Source organism: Bradyrhizobium sp. CCBAU 45321 (genome assembly GCF_028128975.1).
GTDB lineage: Bacteria > Pseudomonadota > Alphaproteobacteria > Rhizobiales > Xanthobacteraceae > Bradyrhizobium > Bradyrhizobium yuanmingense.
On the sequence record NZ_LFKZ01000103.1, the window covers coordinates 1 to 20,709 of the forward strand.

General features: G+C 59.2%; 14 protein-coding genes and 6 pseudogenes. 7 read left to right on the top strand and 13 right to left on the bottom strand.

Translation table 11 applies throughout. From position 1 onward, the window contains the following. Positions 1-273: pseudogene (locus ACM43_RS11780) on the top strand (hypothetical protein); the annotation flags it as partial. A gap of 60 nt (positions 274-333) precedes the next feature. Here ACM43_RS11780 and ACM43_RS38865 read toward each other — a convergent pair. The 3 genes and pseudogenes from ACM43_RS38865 to ACM43_RS38870 all read right to left on the bottom strand — a co-directional run. Continuing rightward, a complete protein-coding gene (locus tag ACM43_RS38865; protein ID WP_074448695.1) occupies positions 334-633 on the bottom strand; it encodes a tyrosine-type recombinase/integrase in 300 nt (99 codons plus the stop codon). Continuing rightward, positions 560-829 (bottom strand): annotated as a pseudogene (locus ACM43_RS11785) (group II intron reverse transcriptase/maturase); the annotation flags it as partial. The gene ACM43_RS38865 and the pseudogene ACM43_RS11785, both read right to left, overlap by 74 nt. Before the next feature lie 669 nt (positions 830-1,498). Continuing rightward, a pseudogene (locus ACM43_RS38870) lies at positions 1,499-1,660 on the bottom strand (transposase); the annotation flags it as partial. Between the two features lie 321 nt (positions 1,661-1,981). Between ACM43_RS38870 and ACM43_RS11795 the strand changes: the two are divergent. Next, positions 1,982-2,350: a hypothetical protein gene (locus ACM43_RS11795; protein ID WP_260374223.1), complete on the top strand. Its 369-nt coding sequence runs from the start codon at positions 1,982-1,984 to the stop codon at positions 2,348-2,350. A gap of 303 nt (positions 2,351-2,653) precedes the next feature. On the opposite strand, the gene ACM43_RS11800 is transcribed toward ACM43_RS11795, so the two are convergent. Both ACM43_RS11800 and ACM43_RS11805 read right to left on the bottom strand, forming a co-directional pair. Then, positions 2,654-2,842, bottom strand: a complete 189-nt coding sequence (locus ACM43_RS11800; RefSeq protein ID WP_157786133.1) for a hypothetical protein — start codon at positions 2,840-2,842, stop codon at positions 2,654-2,656. Between the two features lie 573 nt (positions 2,843-3,415). Beyond that, positions 3,416-4,259 (bottom strand): annotated as a pseudogene (locus ACM43_RS11805) (transposase); the annotation flags it as partial. An 83-nt stretch (positions 4,260-4,342) separates the two neighbouring features. Here ACM43_RS11805 and ACM43_RS11810 point away from each other — a divergent pair. Then, positions 4,343-5,125, top strand: coding sequence for a hypothetical protein (locus ACM43_RS11810; protein ID WP_141697739.1), 783 nt, complete (start codon positions 4,343-4,345; stop codon positions 5,123-5,125). A 287-nt stretch (positions 5,126-5,412) separates the two neighbouring features. Here the strand turns inward: ACM43_RS11810 and ACM43_RS11815 are convergent, their stop codons facing one another. From ACM43_RS11815 to ACM43_RS11825, 3 genes and pseudogenes are all read right to left on the bottom strand, one after another. After that, on the bottom strand, positions 5,413-6,696 hold the full coding sequence (locus ACM43_RS11815; protein WP_074448344.1) for a cystathionine gamma-synthase family protein: 1,284 nt from the start codon (positions 6,694-6,696) through the stop codon (positions 5,413-5,415). A gap of 397 nt (positions 6,697-7,093) precedes the next feature. After that, a pseudogene (locus ACM43_RS11820) lies at positions 7,094-7,806 on the bottom strand (NEL-type E3 ubiquitin ligase domain-containing protein). Positions 7,807-8,066: 260 nt separating this feature from the next. Beyond that, the gene (locus ACM43_RS11825) at positions 8,067-8,699 is read right to left on the bottom strand and encodes a hypothetical protein (RefSeq protein WP_050996259.1); all 633 of its coding nucleotides are present in this window, start codon (positions 8,697-8,699) and stop codon (positions 8,067-8,069) included. A 2,824-nt stretch (positions 8,700-11,523) separates the two neighbouring features. On the opposite strand from ACM43_RS11825, the gene ACM43_RS11830 reads away from it, so the two are divergent. Continuing rightward, entirely contained in the window at positions 11,524-11,694 is a 171-nt protein-coding gene (locus ACM43_RS11830) for a hypothetical protein (RefSeq protein ID WP_157786056.1), read from the top strand. Positions 11,695-12,691: 997 nt separating this feature from the next. Here ACM43_RS11830 and ACM43_RS38875 read toward each other — a convergent pair. The 3 genes from ACM43_RS38875 to ACM43_RS11840 form a co-directional block, all read right to left on the bottom strand. Further along, a complete protein-coding gene (locus tag ACM43_RS38875; protein WP_074448345.1) occupies positions 12,692-12,763 on the bottom strand; it encodes a DUF3606 domain-containing protein in 72 nt (23 codons plus the stop codon). Between the two features lie 236 nt (positions 12,764-12,999). Then, positions 13,000-14,097, bottom strand: coding sequence for a relaxase/mobilization nuclease domain-containing protein (locus tag ACM43_RS11835; RefSeq protein WP_271540204.1), 1,098 nt, complete (start codon positions 14,095-14,097; stop codon positions 13,000-13,002). After that, on the bottom strand, positions 14,094-14,447 hold the full coding sequence (locus ACM43_RS11840) for a plasmid mobilization protein (protein WP_420886581.1): 354 nt from the start codon (positions 14,445-14,447) through the stop codon (positions 14,094-14,096). The genes ACM43_RS11835 and ACM43_RS11840 overlap by 4 nt, the downstream gene beginning before the upstream one ends. A gap of 188 nt (positions 14,448-14,635) precedes the next feature. Between ACM43_RS11840 and ACM43_RS11845 the strand changes: the two genes are divergently transcribed. Beyond that, positions 14,636-16,135, top strand: coding sequence for an alkaline phosphatase family protein (locus tag ACM43_RS11845; RefSeq protein ID WP_036031321.1), 1,500 nt, complete (start codon positions 14,636-14,638; stop codon positions 16,133-16,135). A 19-nt stretch (positions 16,136-16,154) separates the two neighbouring features. Then, on the top strand, positions 16,155-16,724 hold the full coding sequence (gene phnF / locus ACM43_RS11850) for a phosphonate metabolism transcriptional regulator PhnF (RefSeq protein ID WP_036031323.1): 570 nt from the start codon (positions 16,155-16,157) through the stop codon (positions 16,722-16,724). Positions 16,725-17,226: 502 nt separating this feature from the next. Here the strand turns inward: phnF and ACM43_RS11855 are convergent. Continuing rightward, positions 17,227-18,000: a phosphocholine cytidylyltransferase family protein gene (locus tag ACM43_RS11855; RefSeq protein WP_271540208.1), complete on the bottom strand. Its 774-nt coding sequence runs from the start codon at positions 17,998-18,000 to the stop codon at positions 17,227-17,229. A gap of 324 nt (positions 18,001-18,324) precedes the next feature. Next, the gene (gene aepX / locus ACM43_RS11860; protein WP_036031328.1) at positions 18,325-19,182 is read right to left on the bottom strand and encodes a phosphoenolpyruvate mutase; all 858 of its coding nucleotides are present in this window, start codon (positions 19,180-19,182) and stop codon (positions 18,325-18,327) included. 619 nt (positions 19,183-19,801) lie between these two features. Between aepX and ACM43_RS38880 the strand changes: the two are divergent. Continuing rightward, positions 19,802-19,963, top strand: a pseudogene (locus tag ACM43_RS38880) (helix-turn-helix domain-containing protein); the annotation flags it as partial. Between the last annotated feature and the right edge of the window lie 746 nt (positions 19,964-20,709).

A 20,709-nucleotide genomic window follows, 5' to 3' on the forward strand; every position in this document is an offset into this window, starting at 1 on the left:
GCCTTGAATGCCGGTGCGTGCTGCCGGCGGGCTCGTTTGCTCATCGTCTCTCCTGATTCGCGGGACAATCTTGCCCGCCGTCAGGCAGAAACTCCACTTATCGCCCTGTCCAGATTTCCGGAGCCAGCTCACTCCGTCCGCATTCTCGAGGACGGAACGATGCCCCGGCCCATCAGGCGCGGCGGTGTGGTTCTGTGGGACATGCGACTGATCGACCGAGCGTTCGAAGTCCTCTCAGGCGATGCGGAAGGCGCGACCCTTGGGCTAGTGTGAGCCTAACGCGGCAATAGCCCGCTTGGCGACCAGCCTTTGCTCCGCAGCCTTCGTGTACCGTTACAGCTCTTTCAAGCTGTCGTGCCCGGTTATGCTGGCAATCACCTTCAAGGATAAGCCCAGCTCGGCCAGTCGACGCGCTGCCGCGAAGCGCAAGGTGTGGGGACTGCATTGTGTTGTGATTCCAGCTGCTTTGCCCCAGGCCGAAAACTTGCCGGTGAACGACTTATCGCTATAAGGCTTTCCGCGTTCAGTCAGGATGAATGCAGGCGCATCGGCAGCGATCTTGCAAGATCCTGTCCGAGGCCGTTGGTATTCCCAACGGTCGCGTGCTGCCAGCTCCGCCTTTCGGTATGTCAACGCGCCGCACCGGAGGCGGAAAGTAGCTGCCCGAACTCATCCGATTCCAGATCCGATAGAGATTCTTACTCAGATCTCGGTCGAAGTCTTCGATCGACTGCCCGTCAACACCAGCTGCCCCTTGGTTAGCCTTCACGTGCTTATACGCCTCCCACACATCGCGTTTGGCAATACAAAACGGCTTGGCCTTACTCATGCCGATCATCCCCTTTCGGGTTGTCGACCGCGTAAAGCCGGATGACAACGCCCCTTCGGTCCAGTGCCATTGCAGCGCCTTCGTCCCTAATACGGGCGTTTCCGCCCCTGTGCTCCGCATCGGTACTCTGCTCCTTGCGGCGACGAGCCGCTTGGAGTCCTCCCTTCACATCGGAGCGACAGGTTCCTGTGTTCCTTGTCAAAGCCTGATCCGACGTCACGCCACCTTCATGCCGGACGCCGGTTGGACAGTCGGCAGGCTCCCCCCAACCCTTGCTCGCGGGACAGACATCCTGATCCCTGTTTCGACGTCGATAGAACACGTTACGACACGTCATCAGCGGTTTACTTACGTTCGTCTCCTCGGATCTCACCTGACGGAGTTTCCTCCGCCTTTTCCTCCAACGCTCACTACCAGGGCTCTTTACCCTCGCAGCTCGGAGCGGTTTGACGTCTACCCCTGCAGGTCGACTTCGGAGGGCCATCCTCCATCTCTGACAAAGCTTCGTCAGGATTCAGGCCGACGCCTGACTTCCACAGCACACGATGTCCTCATGCTTGAGCGACCGCCACAGCCGCTCGATGAAGACGTTGTCCATCCAACGACCGCGGCCTCGCGTTCGCGAGCGTCCTCGCTCTCCCGCCCGACACCCGCCTCAAAGGCCCGGGCCGCCTGGTCCAGCAGCTGCTTCTTCCAGGCATAGATCTGGTTCGGGTGAACCTCGTAGCGCTGGGCCAGATCGGCCACCGTCGCCTGCTCCCGCACGGCTTCCAGTGCGATCTTTGCCTTCAATGCCGCGTCGATCTTGCGTCTCGTCTTCGTCGTCATCATCCGCTCCGTTTATTAGACGGAGCCGCCCCTTCCAACTAAGCACGTGGTCCCAAAATCGGGATCCATTTCACACCATCGCCTGGGGCCAATTCGTTGGTGTGATTTGTGAAAGGTGCCCAATTGGGACACCACCCCGGTTTGATCGCTGCATTGCCTCGCCCCCGCCGCACACAGATCCATGCCGATGATGGTCGCCCCTCAAGATTGCGCAACATCAACTCTTTTTTCTGAGGAGTTGCCTTTGCGGGTCGAGCCTCGCTAAATCTGCAGCACCGGCGCGAGCTACTGCGGCTTCCAATCCAGCAACAAAGGAAACCTGATATGATCCCTGTTGAAGAGGCCTTTATTCGAGCGATAACGTTGCTTGACGGTCCAAAACCGACCGAGCAACGGGCTCAAATCGTCGCCCACCTGGATACTATTATAGACTATGCACGCGACGATGCCGAGGAGCGCCTAGCCCATAGCTTCAAAGCGGTGGCCCTGAACCATCTCGACAGTATCGGTCGAGATACGTCGACTATTGTTAAGGAAAAAATGGAGCTGGCCCTGATCGCCACCGAAGAATTGATTCTAGCTATCGTCGAGCGCAACCGGCGGGGAATAAGATCCGAGCGATGTCCATGCAGGAACTTTGCAACCGGGCAATACGCCGGCCGGTTGTCGCGATCAGCTAAGCATGAGCGATGACTACCTCCACCAAAGACATGCACGCAGCGCCATCGGACCAAGCAATAACCTTCAAAGTCACGGCCGGCGCGTGACTGGAAGCCCTTCGGTCGAGGAGTTCATGGTCTACTTGTTCGAGCCCGACGGGAATGTAGTGCACTGCGTAAGGCTGATTTGCGCTGATGAGGAAGCGGCTAAGCAGCGAGCACAGCAATTAGCCGAGACCAATAGGGTCGAGCTTTGGCGGCTCACTCGCAAGCTCGCAAGATCGCGAGCTATCCGTCACGCGCGAACTGAGGCGCTTGGTTTGCGAAATCCTCGCTCTTACCCTTTGCCATGGCGTTTGTCCCTCACACACACGATCCCGGTCTCCCGGCGCCGGCGCTTCAGGTCTTCCTGGTAAAAATTCACCGCCAGATGGATCATCCCTCCGGCGACCGCGATCGGATCGTTGATATCTAGGAGGACGGCGTTCTCATCATCTGGTTCATCTGGTGCCATCGCGCGGCCCAACCTGCGCACCAACCCAAAATTCAGCGAGTTGCACGTTGAGGTCGTCGCAGATCTCTATCGGGCCGATCGGATCAACATCGCCCATTTTCGAGAGACCAAGATACTGAGGAGGATCGCCACCTCCACAGACCACTTCCATGGAAGGTGGCGGCGATCCCGATCGTCTCCGTATCCTTTCGGTGGCATCGACTACCGGAAGAAATACGCCGAGGGCCTCTGTCCCGAGGAGTCTCGCATCCACCGCCCGACCGAGCTGAGATGGATCGAGCGTGCCATCGGGCCGCGCCGCTAAACGCCCTTGGCGCAAGGCATATCTGACCGCACCTTCACTGCAGCCCTCCGCCCCTGCGAATTCCCTTCGGCTCAATCCCATCTTCCGGTTTTCTCCATGTCTGCGTAATTGCGCGGGTGCGTAAAGAGTTTCAGAGTCTGTCGCTAGAGAGCTCGAGCGCTTCGTTTCCCCGCACTGCGCCGGTGTTAGGGAGGACCGGGTAAAGTGACCCTCGGAACTGTTGCGGGGGGATGTCCCGATCAATGTTGAACTACGTCGGGCCGGCATTTCCGAAACGACTGTTATGCGGCCCTCGTGACGTGGGCAACGGGCTTGATCGTCATGCGATCGTGGTGAGTTTGAAGGGCTGCACCCAGAATCGCCAATTGCTTACGTGCCTTCAATCGTCGGAAGCCCTTGTTGGCCTCGATCATGCCGGCCGCGACCCATCCCAAGGCCATACCGGCACCCCGCCAGCGTTTGACGTTGCGCGTGACGCGGCGAATGGTGCCCATCATGTTCTCGGCGATGGACGAAGCTCCTTCGGCAGCTTCAACCGGACGACGGTCAGGATTTCGTCGAGGCCTTCGATGATGCTCGCCGCGACGCCGGGCCATTGCTGGTCGCGACGACGCGCGAGATTGCGGATCACTTTTTCAGCCTGCGGCGTCATCGACCTCCAAGGCTTGGCGCAGCACCCGACGGGTGGCCGCATGATGCTGTTTCGGGAGGCGTTCCATGATGTTGCGCGCCTTGTGAATCTGGCAGCGCTGGATCGGGGCGGCCGAACCAAAGGTGGTTGCGGATCGCCTTCGACAACGCCTTCGCGCCATCGACGATGAGATGAACAGCCTTAGCACTGTCGGGGCGAGCCCGCGCAGACTAAATTGTCAGCAGGGCCTGAATCGTTGCCGCATTCTCGGTCGACCCTTCCACCAGCGCCAGCGGATGCTTGTTGCGTTCGCCGTCAACCCTGATCGCGGCGACCAGCACGAGATCGTCGCCGAGATGCAGCCCATCGATTTGGACCACCAGAAGGTCGAGCGCGGACAGATCGGCAGCCATGAAGTCGGCCAGCCGCGCCGCCGACAGCGCGACGAACCTCCGCGAGGCCGCCGATTTCGAAATCCCCGATCCGGGTGGTGCTGATCTGAGGCCGGCAAACTGGACCATTTTTGGCTAGAGAGTTCTCGCTGCCGAATCCCCTCGGCTGGGAGGAGCGGATACCGATGAAGGCCTCAAAATATTCTGACCCCGGGGCGGCTCCGGAGCTGCGGGATATCGGAGCGATCGTTGGCGCCGACTGGCGCCACGGCTCCAGGGCGGCTTCAGACGTGTTGATCGACGTGTTGAGCAATATCAATCTGCTGTCAAACCAGTTCGGGCCAAGTCAGTTTGCGATCAATGGGGAGCGCTATTCCGCGACTGTCGGGCCGCAAGGCCCCATGGATGTTCGCCTGATCCATCACCCGCGCGCTGGCGGGATAAACGAAGCTGGTCCATCCCAGCCCCTCTATCGCCCCCCGCAAATCGTCAGGGCCGCGCCCCCCGACGAAGGTACAGTCGATCTTAGCTACTTGATTCGGGGCCGATGGGCGCACCGGGAGCGATTCCTGCCCGATTACCTTGTCCGCGCCCTCGAAGGCCCGCGCCTCATGCCCGAAGTCGGGCGCCCGACCTATTTCGAGATCCGTGGAGTGCCTTGCAGGGGCGAGTTGGTGGAAAGCGAGGGACGCCAGCGCGTTCGGGCCTTCCGAATGCTCGCTGAAGAACACGTCCTTCTCGACGACTTCGCAGCCGTTCAGAGGCTCGGGGTTGTTCCCCAGGGCACAATGATTACTCAGGGGCGCCGCATGGCTCCAGGCAAACAACAGGCCGTCAACTTGGAGGAGTCGGTGCCGGCGCCCCAGGTCTGGGGCGCCGAGACTTGGCTCCTCATCCCGACGACGCTACATATCGACGCCTTGGCCAACCAAGAACTGGCAAGGACCCCTGGCGTGAGTCGAGGCTGAACTGCTTCAACTAGATGCAAAGCAGGAGCACGGTGATCGCGGTTCGGGCACGGGATCGAGCGGCAATTGCGAGTTTGATTTCGTTCGTTGGCCCACCGGTCGCGCCGTCTCCGAATGGTTCGAAATCGAGTGAGATTGACGGCCTGCCGGCGATTCCCTGCTAAACGCATCCCAGCAAGGGCTATTACGTCTGGCTCGTGCGGCAGCTCCCTTGCGCGCAGAGCAATGAGGCCGCCGCGGCGATCATGTCAGCGTGCCGCGCGTCCAATCCGCTTTGATTCCCTCGCTCAAGCCGCGTTCAGCGCCTGCGCGAGGTCCGCGATCAGATCCGACGGGTTCTCGATCCCGATCGACAGCCGGATCGTGGAATCGAGCACGCCGATCTTTTGGCGGATGTCGGCGGGAACGCCGGAATGGGTCATCGTCGCCGGCAGGCTTGCGAGCGATTCCGTGCCGCCAAGGCTCACCGCCAGCTTGAGGATCTGCAGCGCGTTGAGGAATTTCACCGCCGCCTCCTTGCCGCCGACGATGTCGAACGAGAACGTCGAGCCCGCACCCAGGCATTGCCGCGCGAACACACGGCCGGACAGCGAGCCCTGCTCGTGGTGACCGAGGTAGTGCACCCTGGCGACCTTCGGGTGGTCGCGCAGGAAGTCCGCCACGAGCCGCGCATTCGCATCGGCCTTCTCCATCCGCAGGCTGAGCGTCTCGAGCGAACGGTTGATCATCCAGCAGGAATGCGGATCGAGCTGGGTGCCGATGGCGCCGCGCAGCGCCTTGATACCTTTCATGATCGCCTTCGATCCGAGCGCAGCGCCCGCGATCAGGTCGGAATGGCCGCCGACATATTTGGTCAGCGAATACAGCGACAGATCCGCGCCGTGCTCGATCGGTCGCTGAAACACCGGCCCGAGCAGCGTGTTGTCGCAGGCGATGACGGGCGTGTGTCCCTGAGCCTTGCCGATGGCTTCGGCGGTGCGGCGGATCATTGCGACGTCGACGAGGCCGTTGGTCGGATTGGCGGGCGTCTCGATCAGGATCATCGAAACCCGCCCCTTGCCCATGGCCTCCTCCGAGGCCTGCTTGACTGCCGTCTCGTCGATTCCGCTGGCAAAGCCGACGGCACCGATCGACAGGCGCGCAAGCGTGTTCGTCAGCAGGGTCTCCGTCCCGCCATAGAGCGGCTGCGAGTGCAGGATGACATCGCCGGGGCGGACGAGGGCCAGGATCGTGGTTGCGATGGCCGCCATGCCAGATGAGAACAGCGCACAGCTCTCGGTGCGCTCGTAGACCGCGAGCCTGTCCTCCACGATCTCGCTGTTGGGATGGTTGAAGCGTGAATAAACCAGGCCCGCGCCCATGCCCTCCGGCGGCTCGCGCCGGCCGGCGACGTAGTCGAAGAAGTCCTGCCCGTCCTCGGCGGTCTTGAACACGAAGGTGGAGGTCAGGAAGACCGGCGGCTTGATGGCGCCCTCCGACAATTGCGGATCATAGCCATAGGTCAGCATCAGGGTTTCCGGATGCAGCAGATGATTGCCGATATGGGTCTTGGACTGGAACGGTTTTACCATGGCTGCCTCGCTGTTCTGATGCTTACCCGCGTTGCGGGCCGAATCGGTGGTACACGGCGGTGGTCACAGAATCGAGCCCGGCCTTTTTGGGCTCCCTGTTTTACGGCGGTCTTCGCGCAGTTGCGGCATCGGGGAAGGGAGTCCGACTCTCGCCGCTACGTGCACGCATTTTAGCAGCTGACCTGAGCAATGCGCCGGCGTCTAGGCCGGCGCTCCGCAGCCCTGACGTACAGCGCTATGCCTCGTGCGAACTAACAAAGGCTGCTTCACAGCCGGAGGCCGTGATCATTGAGCACCCTATCCCTTAGAGCGCCCTTGATCTCGCGGGCAATTTCCTTACGGACCTCGGCACCTAATTCTCGCTTGGCATCCTCGACGAGATCAGAATCAGTTCCACTCAAGTCTCTGTCGGCGAGCTGTTGCTCCAGTCTGTTGTCGAACTCTTCGCCCATTGCATCAATGAGTTGGTCCTGCATCGCAGCATGGGCGTCAGGGCGATGCGAGAAACCACATCGTCCCAAGGTTGCCAGTCCGTCGCCAAATAGTCAGCAAATTCCGCCGCCTCCTTACTCCGCACGGTTATCTCTGCACTGTCAACGTCAGCCTCGGTGACGCCGGAAACTTCAAAGAAGCGCATATTCGGCGCGACGTGCTGCAGTCCCAGCCGCTCGCGTAGCTTGTTCTGATAAGCAACATAGACCTCGATGGCATCGATGTTTTCGGCTCTGCCGACGGAGCCGAGCGAGTGAGCCTTCTCGCGCGCGGTCCCTTCCAGAGCATCCACGCGGAACATGACGGGCCCCAGATCGATGAGATCGGGAGGCCGCGCCCTATCGTCATAGACGCCGTTCTCCACGTCTGCGATGAGACGTGCTGTTTGCCGTTCCAAGTCAACGTTCTGCGATCCTCGCAGGTCTGGTTGGCATCGGCGGCCAGTTGAAAATACTGCGCACGCAATTGCGGGTTCTTCGCCGCCTCGCGTAGATCATTCGCCACCGACTGCTGGAATTCCTGATTGTCAGAGTTGACGGACTCGAACAGCTTGCCGAGGAAAAGCGCGTACTCTTCAGCGCCCGGCTCCTCTGCAGAGGTCCGCCAAGCGGCCAGCACCTCCGGATCGCCGTCTTTTGGATTGCCCCTGAGCCAGTCTGCGACGGCTTCGGTGAGAGTATGGTCCTGTTCATCGAGGATAGTGCACTCACGTGGTTGCCCGGAAGTATGACGGATGGACCGGTATAGTCCGCGGCATTACGGCTGTATGCAGCTTCGTCAGCACCTGATCCGGCAGCGGATTTCCAGACAGATCTACGTTGGCATCAGCGCCCAACTGCGTCAGTAGGTTCTCGGGTGGGCTGGTTAGCTGGTTATAGTCAGCTAGGAGGAATTCGAGCCCGGGTGGGAGCGCCTCGGGTAACCTGGTTAGCGGTTGCCACTAACGCGGAGCCTCTCGAGCGTGGCAGGGAGGACCTCCGGCAGATTCTGCAACTGATTGTGGCTGACATCGAGAAACTGAAGCGCGGGAGGATGGCGTCAGGCAGGTTCGCTAGCCGGTTGTTGCTCGCGTCGAGATAAGCGAGCACGGCCGGAAGGGTGGGCAAGTTGGTCAGCTGGTTGTGACCGACGTTGAGCGACTCGAGGGTGGCGGGCAGGGTATGGGGCAGCCTGGTTAGCCGATTGAAGGGAACGTCGATCCGCCTGAGATCGGTCGAAAATCTGGGCAAACTGGTCAGGGACAACGATTCGAGATCGAGATGTTGATTGAACTCAGAAAGATTTAATCGCGTTAGGGCTTCTTCTCGATCCTCGAGCGGGCCCACGTCCCGTTCGGCAGCCCAATTTTCAACCGTCTGGTCTTGGTCATCCTCCGCATGAGCTGAATCTGCCACGTCATAGCCTGTCAGCACTCCGTCCCACTGCGCCCCGGCCTCGTTTTCCTGCCCCTCTTGTTCGTTCGAAGAGATCCCATCGCCGCGCAGAATCGGTCCTGCCTCAAAAGGATCCATTCCATACTCCCTTGCCAGGACTGAGTAGACTCAGTCCACTACGATACGTTGTAACCTCTGAAGCACTTACCTGTCTGTAAGCTGACGACGAAGCTGTCGCCAGGTGGCGACTATCGGAGTAAGCATCCGGTGAGGCTTTCAATTACCCACATCTTCGGGGTGCCCCGATAGCGATGCCGACGGCGACATCCTGCAACTTGGTCCTCGCCAAACGACGATGTTTCCTGGAGGAGGATCACGTGTGCGGGCGAGATAGCCGCCGAGCACGGCGATCTGCAAAAAGTAAGTTGCGAGCGTTCGGCGAAGGATGCGCGGTTTGGAACGCGCCGCATCGATGCGGTCGAGTGCTTCAATGTCCGCCGGGCATAGGACAGTCTCGGGTCTCGCATCCGGTTGAGCGCGGGCGGACATAGTGATCCAAAAAATGCGCCAGCTGACAACCGTAGCGAGAGCGAGAAGCGTTACCAGCCGCTCGGCCGTCTGCAATCTCGCGTCCTCAGCGCGGCAACCAAGATTTCATGATCTTGTGGAACACCTCGACCTTGCAGCGCGAGGCGTACCAGTCGAGCTTTTCGACGGCGGCTGCTAAGTCGTCGACAGGCAAATTGGTTACGAGCTTCCAGTCGATCGGGTCACGATTCGACGGTGGGTCGACCACCAAGGCATGAATATAGACGAGCGTTTGCGGCGGTTAGCGCTTTTGCTTGCTGATTGGCGGCAATGTTTTCCCCGAGGCGAATTTGATCTGCAAGAAAGCAGTTTCGCCAGTTTCACCGCCAATTCGCGACCCGGTGGCGGCCGGACCAAGGGACCGCGGCAAGTTGAGCGAACACGCGATGGCCGCATTCGTCGGCGAGGCCTCCGACGCTGGTTCAGCCAGCCGATTGGCCTGAACGCGCACAAGAAACCGCGCCCGAGATCCTGCGCCAGGGAAAAGAGTTCGTAGATATCGCTTTCGCGATCGCCAATGTGCACACAGCGCTCGGGCGAGCCCAGAAGCGCGATGGACTGACGCAAATTCTCGAGCCAGCGATAACTTTCCTTGTCTCGATCGGCACGCGCGTTTGGTTCACGAGCCGCCTGAGCGCAGCTGTTGCTTTGAACTTGCTGCGGGTCCAAAACTTTACCGCGGACAGGCCGAGTCGAGTTCCGCTGGTGGTGACGACCAGACTCGAATGCGTCAACACGCCGCACAAGGTGTGGGTGGTGGGTTGTCCGGCCTTATAGCGCCCAGCATTGATGGTCTTTGTGTAGCCGATGTTGCCGGGCGACTGTAGATGAACTCGGTCGTATCCTGCAGGATCAGGACAGGCCCTTCGCGGGCTTTGAACGCGCTGCAGTCGCAGCGAAATGTCCCGCCATCACGCCGTGTTCGGTGACGCGCGGATTGTCGAAAAATCTATAGAGTGCTGCGTCCTGATGCTATCCTGAGGCCGGACATCGGTCGGCTGCCTTCAGCCGATACGGGCATTCAGTCTCAGGGCTTGCAGGACTCCATCATTGCGGGCTCAACGCGGCCCTCCCAGGGATGAGGCCACGGCAAGAAGTCCACGGGACTGTGAGCGGCGAGGCTGAGATGCATCAGAACATCACGGTCACCGTCGAGCCGTCCGCATACCTCCAAGCCGTTGTGGCTCGGGCCGAAGCGGCTTCACGCGTTCAACTCAACGGCCAGCTCGGCACGGGAATGCAGGGACTTGGCGACAATTCGGTTAAGTCCACACAAGGGCCGCCCACAGGATCACAAGAATGACGATGCTATTCCCACAAACGTGGCGCGCAGGCCTCCAGCGTGTCAGCGCAGCCATTGACGACAATATGGGCGAACCCGTTCTGGTTATGCTGGGAGGCCTAACTTTCCCGGAGAGCCTCAGCCTGACAGAGCTGCGAGGGTTATCGCAGTATTCATTGCGAAGCCCGAGACTGTGGTGATGGGCGATAAAAAGGTGCATTCGCGCGGCCATTCGCTGAGCCGCTCATAACCACAAGCGTCCCCATCTTCACTTTCGATCACAAGGCGCTGCCGTGGCCGTTGCTGCAAAGCTATCGCATCACGCTCATTCGCACCGGTGAAGCCTTCGAGGTAACAGACATCAAGTCTGACAGCGTTGCGCGTATCGAAGTCAAGGTCGTTCGGCTCGGCAGGAGCGTAGAGTGAGCAGTGTAGTCAAACTGCAATTCGCGCCTCGCACTGCGGCCGTCGAGACTGACACTCCCGATGTCCTCGCGCATGCACTCGCGAAGTTGAGGAAATGTGGCAATCAACGTCCTGCGCTTGACGGATGAGCTGCCCGAAGTCGGGTTGCCATTCCTGGCTTGGCGGCTGACGCAGGACATTCCGGCTCGCGCCATTAGGGGTCGTGATGAAATGCTGCGGCGAGCCGATGCTTGAGCGAGCGCTCGGCCTTCACAGATTGTGGCAACTGAAGCAGAGATACGGTGAGATCAGCGCACCGTTCGCGCCGCTCTGATCGTGCTCCGAGACTGACAGGCTGAGCGCCGCGCAGTCTTGGCATCCAGGCTGAGGGTCGCAACGTCGTTAGTTTTGTAAGGAATGTCAGCTTACAAAATGCGAGAAAAATCAGTGTTATATTGGATTGGTGTTGGCAGAAAAGGTTTCAGAACCCCTTTTGGAGGCGCCCAAAGCGCCGAACGTTCGAATGGCGCTGTTTTTGTGTCCGGATTTCCGTTCGACGTTCCGCATGGCGGGAGGGCAGCGATATAAGGCTTAGCTCGCCTGTCCTCTACAGGTTCTGAACCTCCCGCCGCCACGGAGGCTTCATCCAGTGTCTGCGGCGTTTCAGAAGCCTGTAGGGGAATAAAAATGGAAGCCATCCGCAACGTCTCGAATTCGAAGATCGTCTCCGACACCGCAAGCGATGCCGCTATCGTCACGCGCATCAGCCTTGATCGCGGCCCGGTAAGTGGCGCTTGGTACGAAAGTCGCTCTCGCCTGATGCGCAAACCGAACGGCAAGCTCTATTTGGTCGAATAGATGGAGCCTGGAGGGCGTGAAGTCGTAACGCCGATCAGCCGTAAGCGTGCAATAGATCGGCTGAGCGCCGATCCGGCCCGTCGTCGTGGTGCGGCTGCCGCTGATCGTAAGCGGGCCGAACGGCTTTTGTCTGCGGCCTGAACGTCTACGGCAAGCGGCCCACACGGGCCGCTTTTCATTTGTAGATTTTTCCGCGCGGGTCCTTGTCAGCTTTTGGAAAGCTAGCCCGAATACTCAGCCATTGAGCTTAGCGGCGCTTGGCAGGGACAGCGCCTCCCCGGTGTACGCGAGGGGGCTAGAGCGCCGAGTCACGTCACCGCTAATCTCAATCGCAGCGCGGGCGCGGTAGGGACAACGCCCGATTCTTATCCTGACCTGGCGCCGAGCCGCGCCCGCGTTGCTTCCGGTCACTGAGACTGATCGCCCAAGCGCCTGGCAGCAACCGGTTCTGGTAGTTGCGCCATGGGCCTTCCGGACGATACTTTCCGCCGTCAGCTTCTGCCGCTTGAGGCTGGCCATGCTGAAGTTGGCGGGGCGTGCTAGGGACAGCGCTCTACCTCCAACGCTTCGGGGCGCCGTCACGTTGCCGCTAACTTCTACCATAGGTCCAAATGGACGGTGATCATCAGCGTGACAAACCTTCGCCCGCAGAGCTGAGACGTTCGGAGCGGATACTACGAGCCGATCAGATCGCACCTCGGGGCCTCACTAAGGCCAGTGCGGCAGCCTATTGTGGCTGCTCCAAGGACGCGTTCAACACGTGGGTTAAGAAGGGCTTGGTGCCGGAGGCTATCCCCGGCACTCAGCGTTGGGATCGCAAGGCGATTGACTGGTATCTGGACCGGGCTTCCGGTCTGCCTACCGGGGAGGCCGCATCGAGCGATCCCGCGCAGAATGGCTGGTTTCAGAACGGAAGGCTGGCAGATAGGATTGTGCGGTGCGCGTGCATGCTGATGCCGACACCAAACCGCCCTTCGAGGGCGGCGCTATTTCTCGCTCAGGTACTCTTGACCTTGGCCACCGAAGGCCCCACAGCGCGAACTGCGCCTGCTAGTTGTTGGCCGGTCACCTTTGCCGCGACTGATCAGAGCGGGACGGCAAAGCCGCTGATGGCATCTAGGCGCGATGCCGTGAATCCGAAGTAGCCCAGGGTCGCAGCCGTTCCGAGGATTAGATTACAATCCGAGTTCAACCTTAACGCTACGTTGCTACAGCGCGGCCGCAAGGATTCACACAGGTGCGGCAGCGCTATTTAAATTGCTTTGACTGACGTTTTGGTGGCGGGGAGGAACTCGCCCTCCGTGCCTAAGTTCTATGATTCCCCCGTTCGCCTCTGATCGGCTCATCGCCTCGTGTTTTGTCACGCCCCTCTGCATGAACGTCCTGTTTAACGTCTCGCCGCCGGCTACTGGCCAGCTCCGAAAGCTCGTTCTTCAGCGCATGCCGGCGAGTTTCGATACCTGGCATGTCGTCAACGAATTGCCGAACTTGGCGAGCTAACTCAACATCTGCAGGCACTCCAGATCGCTGGAGCTCGGCTGCATAGTCAAGATAACGCCGCCGGATTGCGTCCTGACGTGACTTGATCTGTTCGTCCCAAGGATGTTTGGCAGTCTTGCTACTCCTCACCTCCGAAAGCACCTCCTTCCGGGCGAGCTGATCGACATCAGGTGTGATCTTTCGCTTGCGCATGGCGAGGACTGCCCCGCGGTCGCCCTTTCGAACTCGCCCGCGGGTTCGCCGCGGCGTTGCCTCCGCCGAGATCCCGCGCAGCCGGAGTTCGCCAGCAAACCGTTCCCGCCACGCCTGCAGATCCGCCTTGCGCGGGTTGAGGCGCTTGCCGTCGTGTCCGAGGGACCGAACCGTCAAGTGCACGTGGGGATGCTTGTCGTCGAGATGCTGGACAAAGACGTAGTCGTGATTACAGCCGAACGTCTGGATGGCAAATGCCCGAGCGGAATCCTTGACAGCGACAGCATCGGTGCCAGCCGGCATCGACAGAATGATGTTGATCGAAAGCGATCCATCACGGCGGCGCTTGCCGTCGAGACTGGCATCATCTTCCCAGCGTTGCTGCAGATCTTTCAATCCGGAACGACCCGCTAGCGTCGCGCCCTGCTCTGTTTCCGCATCGAGCTCGCCGTTTCGCGTGATGTAGGCGAGGTGCGACTTCAAATGCGCCACGCTCTTTGTCCGCCCGGTGATCTTCACCATCACCTCTGGTGCTCGACGCACGATGCGCTCGAGCTTCGCACGCATCGCCGGCGTAAGGCGGCCCGGAGCCGCCTGATCGGGGATATCCCACTCGGCCCGCCCTGGGCGCCGATTGGGCGTTTCCCAGACGTACGAGATCGGCGGAAGTTCGAAGGCCAAGGCGTTCGGCCGCGGCGGACGCCGGCTCATGGCCTTCCATCCCAATAATCCGCGTTGCCATGCAGCGCACTACGCAATTGCGCGAGCTCTCTTTCGATGACCAATTTGGCCTCTCGAATCGCGGATAGATCCGGCTCAACCGCCCTGCCCTGCAGCACACTGCTGTTTGCGGCCCGCGCGATCTGGTTGATGTTGCCGCCGATCCGGTTGAGCTCGCGAACGATCGCGCGAAGCTCGCCATGCTCGTTCGGGGAATGCTGTACGGGCGACCCCAATCGCGAGCGCACCAGGGCAACAATCCAGCCGGTTCGCGTCATGCCACGCTGACGGGAGACTTCCGCGAGCTGCCGCATCTCGCTCTCGCGAAACCGCACCGTCACCTTTTCCGGCCGTCCAGGGCCAGGCGGACTCGCACAATGTTTTTCTGCGGGGGCCGTTCGAGTACTGCGAGATATAATTCACACCATGTGACACCATCATGACAAACCTAGGTACTAGGTAGCTCTGGTCAGACAGGCTGCTACTCCCGCAGGTTGAGGCTCCGGAATCGGAGCTGGAAGGTGGCCGAATGAAATTTGTAGTTGTCGTGCTCGATGGCCTTCGTCCTGACCAGCTAGACGAAGCAGTCACGCCGAATCTCGCAGAGCTGTCCAAAATCGGCCTTCGACTTGCCCGCCATACCTCATCGTTTCCCAGTGAGACGCGGGTTTCATCGGCCGCGCTGGCCACGGGCGGACATAGCTCGGCCCATGGAATCATCGGCAACCGTTTTTTGGCAAACGGTCGGTCCATCGACGGATCTTCGCTCTCGGCGCTCCTGACGCTCGGCAGCGAACGCGGTGGCGTCCTCACCGCCACTACGATCGGCGAAGTCTTGGCGGCTCATGGTCGTGCGATGCTGACGATCGGATCTCAGTCGCAGGGCTCTTTTGGACTTTCGAGCTGGGGCAGTTGGCAGACAGGTGCGCCGGCGTTCTGGGTTCATGACCCATCAAAGTTCAGTAGCACTGCGGCCGTTCACCGCACTGCGTCATCGTTTCCACTGCTCCCTCCCGACGAGCGGCCGGCGCGTGCTACCATCGAACGTGTCGTCGATCTATTCTTTTCGTTTCTCAAGAAGGAAGCGCTTCCGGAGGTCAGCCTGCTCTGGCTTTCGGAGCCGGACATTACATATCACATGTTCGGACTTCAGCATCCTACGGCCCGTGAGGTGCTCCACGAGGTCGATCGGCAATTTGGACGCATTTTCGCTTGGTGGAGCGAGAAAGGAGAGCGTGAGGGAGTACAGCTTATTCTTGCATCCGATCACGGACACGCCGTCATTGGAGAAAAGGTCTCCGTATTGAACCACCTGCAGCGGTCGGGATTCAAAGTCGGATACGAGCTCACGCCCGACGTAGACGCCGCAATAACCGCTCAAAGGGTTGTCAACATTTGGGTCCGGGACAGAGAAGGCCATCTTCTGACAGAGATGTATCACAGCCTTTCCGAGCAGCGATGGTTTGGCGTGGCTTTCTCACGTAAGGCCGCTGATGGGTCTCCACTTGTCGCCAACACCCTCCCGCTTTCGGCTGTCATGGCCGAACACCAACGAAGCGCGGATCTGTCGTTTGTTCTCGCCGATTGCAGCGCGGCCAATCGGAACGCTCCGCCCGACGCCGTGTACTACGATGGAGCCTATCGGATCGGCGTTGGCATGCACGGCGGGCTTTCGGCGAACGAGCTGTCTTCATTATGCATCCTTGCTGAAAATGGCTTTAAAACCGGAGTTGCTGCTGTCCCAACCAGCATCGTTGACCTGGTACCGACGATCCTTTCCAGCTTGAGACTGCCGCTACCGTCGACAGTGCAGGGCCGTATCATTGATGAAGCTTTGCAAGATCGCGAGGACTCAAGCCAGTATGATGTCGAAGATGCGAGCGTCTCAGTTGCCTCTTCAGCGCGCCGGGCAACTGTCTTCCGGGAGCGTTACGGACAGCGCCTTTATCTGAGGGGAGCGGCCGTAACGCGGCTGGCGCAGCCGAAGAACGATAGACCTGACGCTAATCCGACGCAGTTGAACACCTGAACCACGGACTATTTGCCCTATGTACCAAGGAAAGCGCTGGGAATTTGTTCGATCGAACATCGAAGAAGCTATTGCGTCGAGCCGATTTCGGCCAGGCGAAAAGCTTCCGAACGACGTCGAGCTTGCTCTCAAATATGGTGTCAACCGGCACACCGTAAGATACGCCATTCGGAGACTTGAGCAGGAAGGATTGCTTCGTGTCGAGCAGGGGAGAGGCACCTTCGTTGTCGAACATCCAACAACCTATCTTCTCTCCCCTCAAACCCGGCTGACCGATAATCTCATCTCGCAAGGCCGCTTGGCACGTCGTAAGATCCTGTCTGCTGCAACGGTACCGGCAGACGAGCGGTTGGCCGGCTACCTCGACTTGCAGGCCGGTGACGATGTGCTGCGCATTGACACGCTGAGTTACCAAGACGAGATCCCGATCGTCATCGCGCATAGCTACTTTCCGGCGAAACGCACTCCAGGACTGCTGGATAAATTCTCTGGCACCAACTCGATCTCGACAGCTCTCAGGCGCATCGGAATTGACGACTACTCGCAGCAATGGGTGACGATAAGTGCGCGTCTGCCCTTCGCCCCATGAGGCGCGCCTGCTTGAAATGTCCACTTCGGCGCCGGTCTTCGTCAAAGAGGGCCTTGATTGCTCCGGCCGTGTTCCGATCAAATTTGGCGAGAATGTACTTTGCGCACCAAGAATCAGCTTCAGATTCGACTTCAAAGAGATTAGTTCCGCGGAGCAGTCGCTTGCAGGAAAGTCTCGATCCGGAAAAGCGCAAGCGAGCAAATCGAAATCATCTGTCTCCCTCAAGGTCTAGGTCTCGTCCCATTCCCGCGGTCAAAGCGGCTGGGCACAAAATGACTGTTTCGCTACCACCTCATCGCTTGGGATGTGTTTTCACATTGTATGCCGGGACGAGCGCTTGCGTTCTGCTAAGACAATGGGCGCCGCTTTGATTGCGGCCTCCGTCAAGCTTACGGTTCTTGGCCGTTCTTACCCGCCCGGCCTCAGAGGCTGCCGCGAATATCGAAGAGGCGCAGCGACAAACCTTCCGTGACCGTCTTGAACTTCACCCTGGGCGATAGGATCAAACGTAGTCGGCTTCTGCGAAGATGCGTGCGGCGGTACGCAGATCTTCCGCGTCATCGATTTCGTACCACCTGAGCCCGTCGCATCTCACCGCAGCAAGCAGCAAGCCTCGTGTTTCCACGAGATAGGAAAGAAGCTCCTCGGTGTAGGCCTGGGTAGCTCCGGCCCTGATCATATCGTCTAGGGCCGGAATGACCTCTGTCCGCAGAGTAGACGCGGACAGCCGTAACAGATTTATCGTCTTGTAGAGAGGGGGGGCACCCGCGATTAGATCTCGCGCTGTTTGCTTCAAGCGAAATTCTGAAATGAAGCCAAGATCGGACAACAGGACCGCCGATCCCTGCATCAGCTCATGGAAGGGAGCGACAGCAGCAGCGTTGGGCGCTTCAGTGATGATCAGCTGCCGCAATACATTTTCCTCGAAGAAGACGTCGCCCTCAAGAACGAAGTAATCTCCGGAAAGGAGTGCGTCACGCGCCAGCCATAGCGAATAGGCGCTCCCAGTACGGTCGTAAGCGGAGGATTCGACGTAGTCAATCGTAACACTGCCAAAGCGGCTGCCGCAGGCCTCTTTGATCGCCTCTTTGCGATACCCCACAACGATCGTTACGTGTTCCACGCCAAGACAGCCAAGATTATGTAGGGCGTTGTGCAGGATGGGGGTGCCATGGATTTGGACTAGAGGTTTTGGGCTTAGCTCCGTGAGCGGCCGTAGACGAGAGCCCACTCCAGCGGCAAGAATGAGAGCATGCTTGGGAACATTGACAGGCATTTCAATTCGCTTTCTTCATCCCACCTATCGTTCTGCAAGCATCCTGAGCGCCTCTGTTAAGTGTCAGGTGCCGCAGACTTGTGAGACCACCCCAGAGTTTGAAAGAGGCAGGCATGAATCGTGGTCGGCGTATACACTTGCATCAGCCGCTGTGTGTCCGTTCTTGAGCCGTAGGCAAAGCTGTTTTGCCATGTCGAGAGCCTCTCCAGGAGTTTACGTCGCTGACAGTTCTGTGACACTGAGTGGGACCGACGAAAGGTGAGGGGACTCATCGGCAGATTTTGAACAAAGGAAGCTTCAGGTGACAAACCCTGCTGCCATGGACTAGCGGGGCTGCAGATATTGCTTTTCGGCCACGGCGAGTTCGTCATACCTCAGGAGCTCGAAGATCTCGCTGAGCGGTGCGATCTGAGGCTCAATGCTCGCAACGCTCTCTTGAGCTGCGATACTATCGCAGGCGCGCCGCATTGCAGCTGCCGCAGCTCGCATGGAGTGGTTGGCCCAAACCACTGTGGAGATGCGCGCATCCCGATAGGCTGAGACTGGCGTTCGATAGTATGTGGTCGGAACGATCACGACAGGTAGCCGATTGCGCCACTCGGTGACGAACGAAAGTATCTCGTCCGCGGTACTCTTTCGCGAGTGAATCAAGATAGCATCGGCTCCCGCGTCGGCATAAGCGTGAGCACGCAAGATAGCTTCGTTCAATCCGTGCCCGGCGATCAGCGCCTCGATCCTGGCCACGAGAACAAGAGTTTCGGCGACTGCATCCTTTACAGCCCGCAGACGACCGGAGAATTCATCGATATCGGCGAGCGGATGCCGCTCACCAATGAGCGAGTTCAGCTTCGGGAAGCAGCTGTCCTCAAGCGAGACGCCTGCTGCGCCAGCCTGACCAAGTTTGCGTGCGAGCAGGCGAGCATTGTTGAAATTGCCGAAGCCGCCATCCCCATCAACGAGCACAGGTAGCTCTGTCGAGTCCACTATGCGCTCGACGCTCTGGACGAGCTGGCTCCATGAAGCTTCATTGGCATCACGATAGCCCAGGGAGCTGGCAATCGACAGACCAGACGCCCAGAGCCCCTTGAACCCTGACCGCTGTGCGATTGTGGCGGATAGGCCATCATGCGCTTCCATCAGAAACGAGAGCTCATCATTCGAGCAGACCTGGACATGAAGCATTTCGGCAGGCGACGGCCGCGCGCATTGATGACCTGCGGTGGGCCGAACGGCTTGTGGTTGATACTGCATGCCTAAATCCCGTAAGCCGACCTAGATTGCGACCAATGTCACTGCTCATATCGCTTCGGCGTGATGCCGCTCAATGACTAGCATTGGTAGTTTATCGGGACCGCAAAGGCTTAGCATGATCGCGATAGGAGGCACGCCGAACGCAAAGCTTTCGCTATGGATTGATTGGCCTCGCGCCTAAGGCTGGAAGAAGGGTTTTGTATGCAAATGAATGACCTTCCGTTCGCGAGCCTGGTGCTGCGGCCCCCAGCGAGAATTGCCCCCCACTCCTCGGCGTGGGAGGAGCCCTTAGTGATATCCCGCTCACATAGAGTTTGACGCAAATATCGAACAGCCACGATTATCGCAATGCTGCTGTCAGGTTGACGACATACGTCGCAAAGCCTGTCGACAGGGCTGCGGTGGGATGGCAGGAGTCGCGCGAATGGCGCGGCAATCGCCGAAGAATTTGTCCTGCCTCGCCGACAGTTTGCTGGCGCCACTGAGTGGTATGGCATCTGCTGATGCTTTCCTGTTCTCTGGACTACAGGAGAAATTCATGGCGGATAGGCAAGAGGTTGTGCTGTCGGAACGGGAAAGACAGTGTTTGCGATGGGTCGAGGAAGGGAAGTCATCCTGGGAGATCGGGGTCATCCTGAACGTGAGCCTGAATACCGTCAACTTTCATCTCAAGAATGCGATGCGAAAGCTGGAAACATCCACCCGGACTTAGTGCGTCGTCAAAGCGCGACGTCAGGGTATTATCTAAGGTAACGGCATCGGTGCCGTTGCCCCTAATGCAGATATGGCGAAGTGTAAGGCGCGACTTTGGGTTGCTCCGGCGGAATGCGAAGCAAATTACGCGCCCGCAGCTGAAGGGCGTGCTTCTATTTCGTCGCCGATCGTCACGGGGCGCCGTGGACCACCAGACGAGGTGAGATCGCGGCGCAGAACGCTCTTGAAAGCTCGAGGATCTGTCGGATCCCTGTGTTAACGTTCTGATCGATCCATCCCCGTGCTGCGGACGCGGCGGTCGGATGCGTGTCCCAAATTGGGAGGCGATCGTAGCGGTTTAGGTACTAAAGTCGTTGTCAGCGGAAAGGCGGTGTAGACGGCCTAGGCCGGGCACGAAGACGGCAATGATAGTCCGTGAACCCATTTTCGAAAGCGTGCTGCTGTTAGACGTTGCCCCATACTCTAGCGCTCTGCGCGCTACCAAGTGCGGGCAATCCTCACGAAGCGTAGCTGGCTCTATGAGCGACCTCTTCGCTGACCTCCGATGCGAATGTTGGGGTCTTCCGATGATGTAGCGGATTCGAGATAAGCTAAACATGTTTGCGACGGAAGCCGCGATCCGGATGTCTGGAAAGGCAGGCGACTCCGAAGTCAAGCTGACTGAGTTGGACCACGACCAGAGGGCGCCATCAATGATGTGCAAAGTTGCAGTATCGTCGGCCTCGAGGAGGAGGCGAGGCGTGC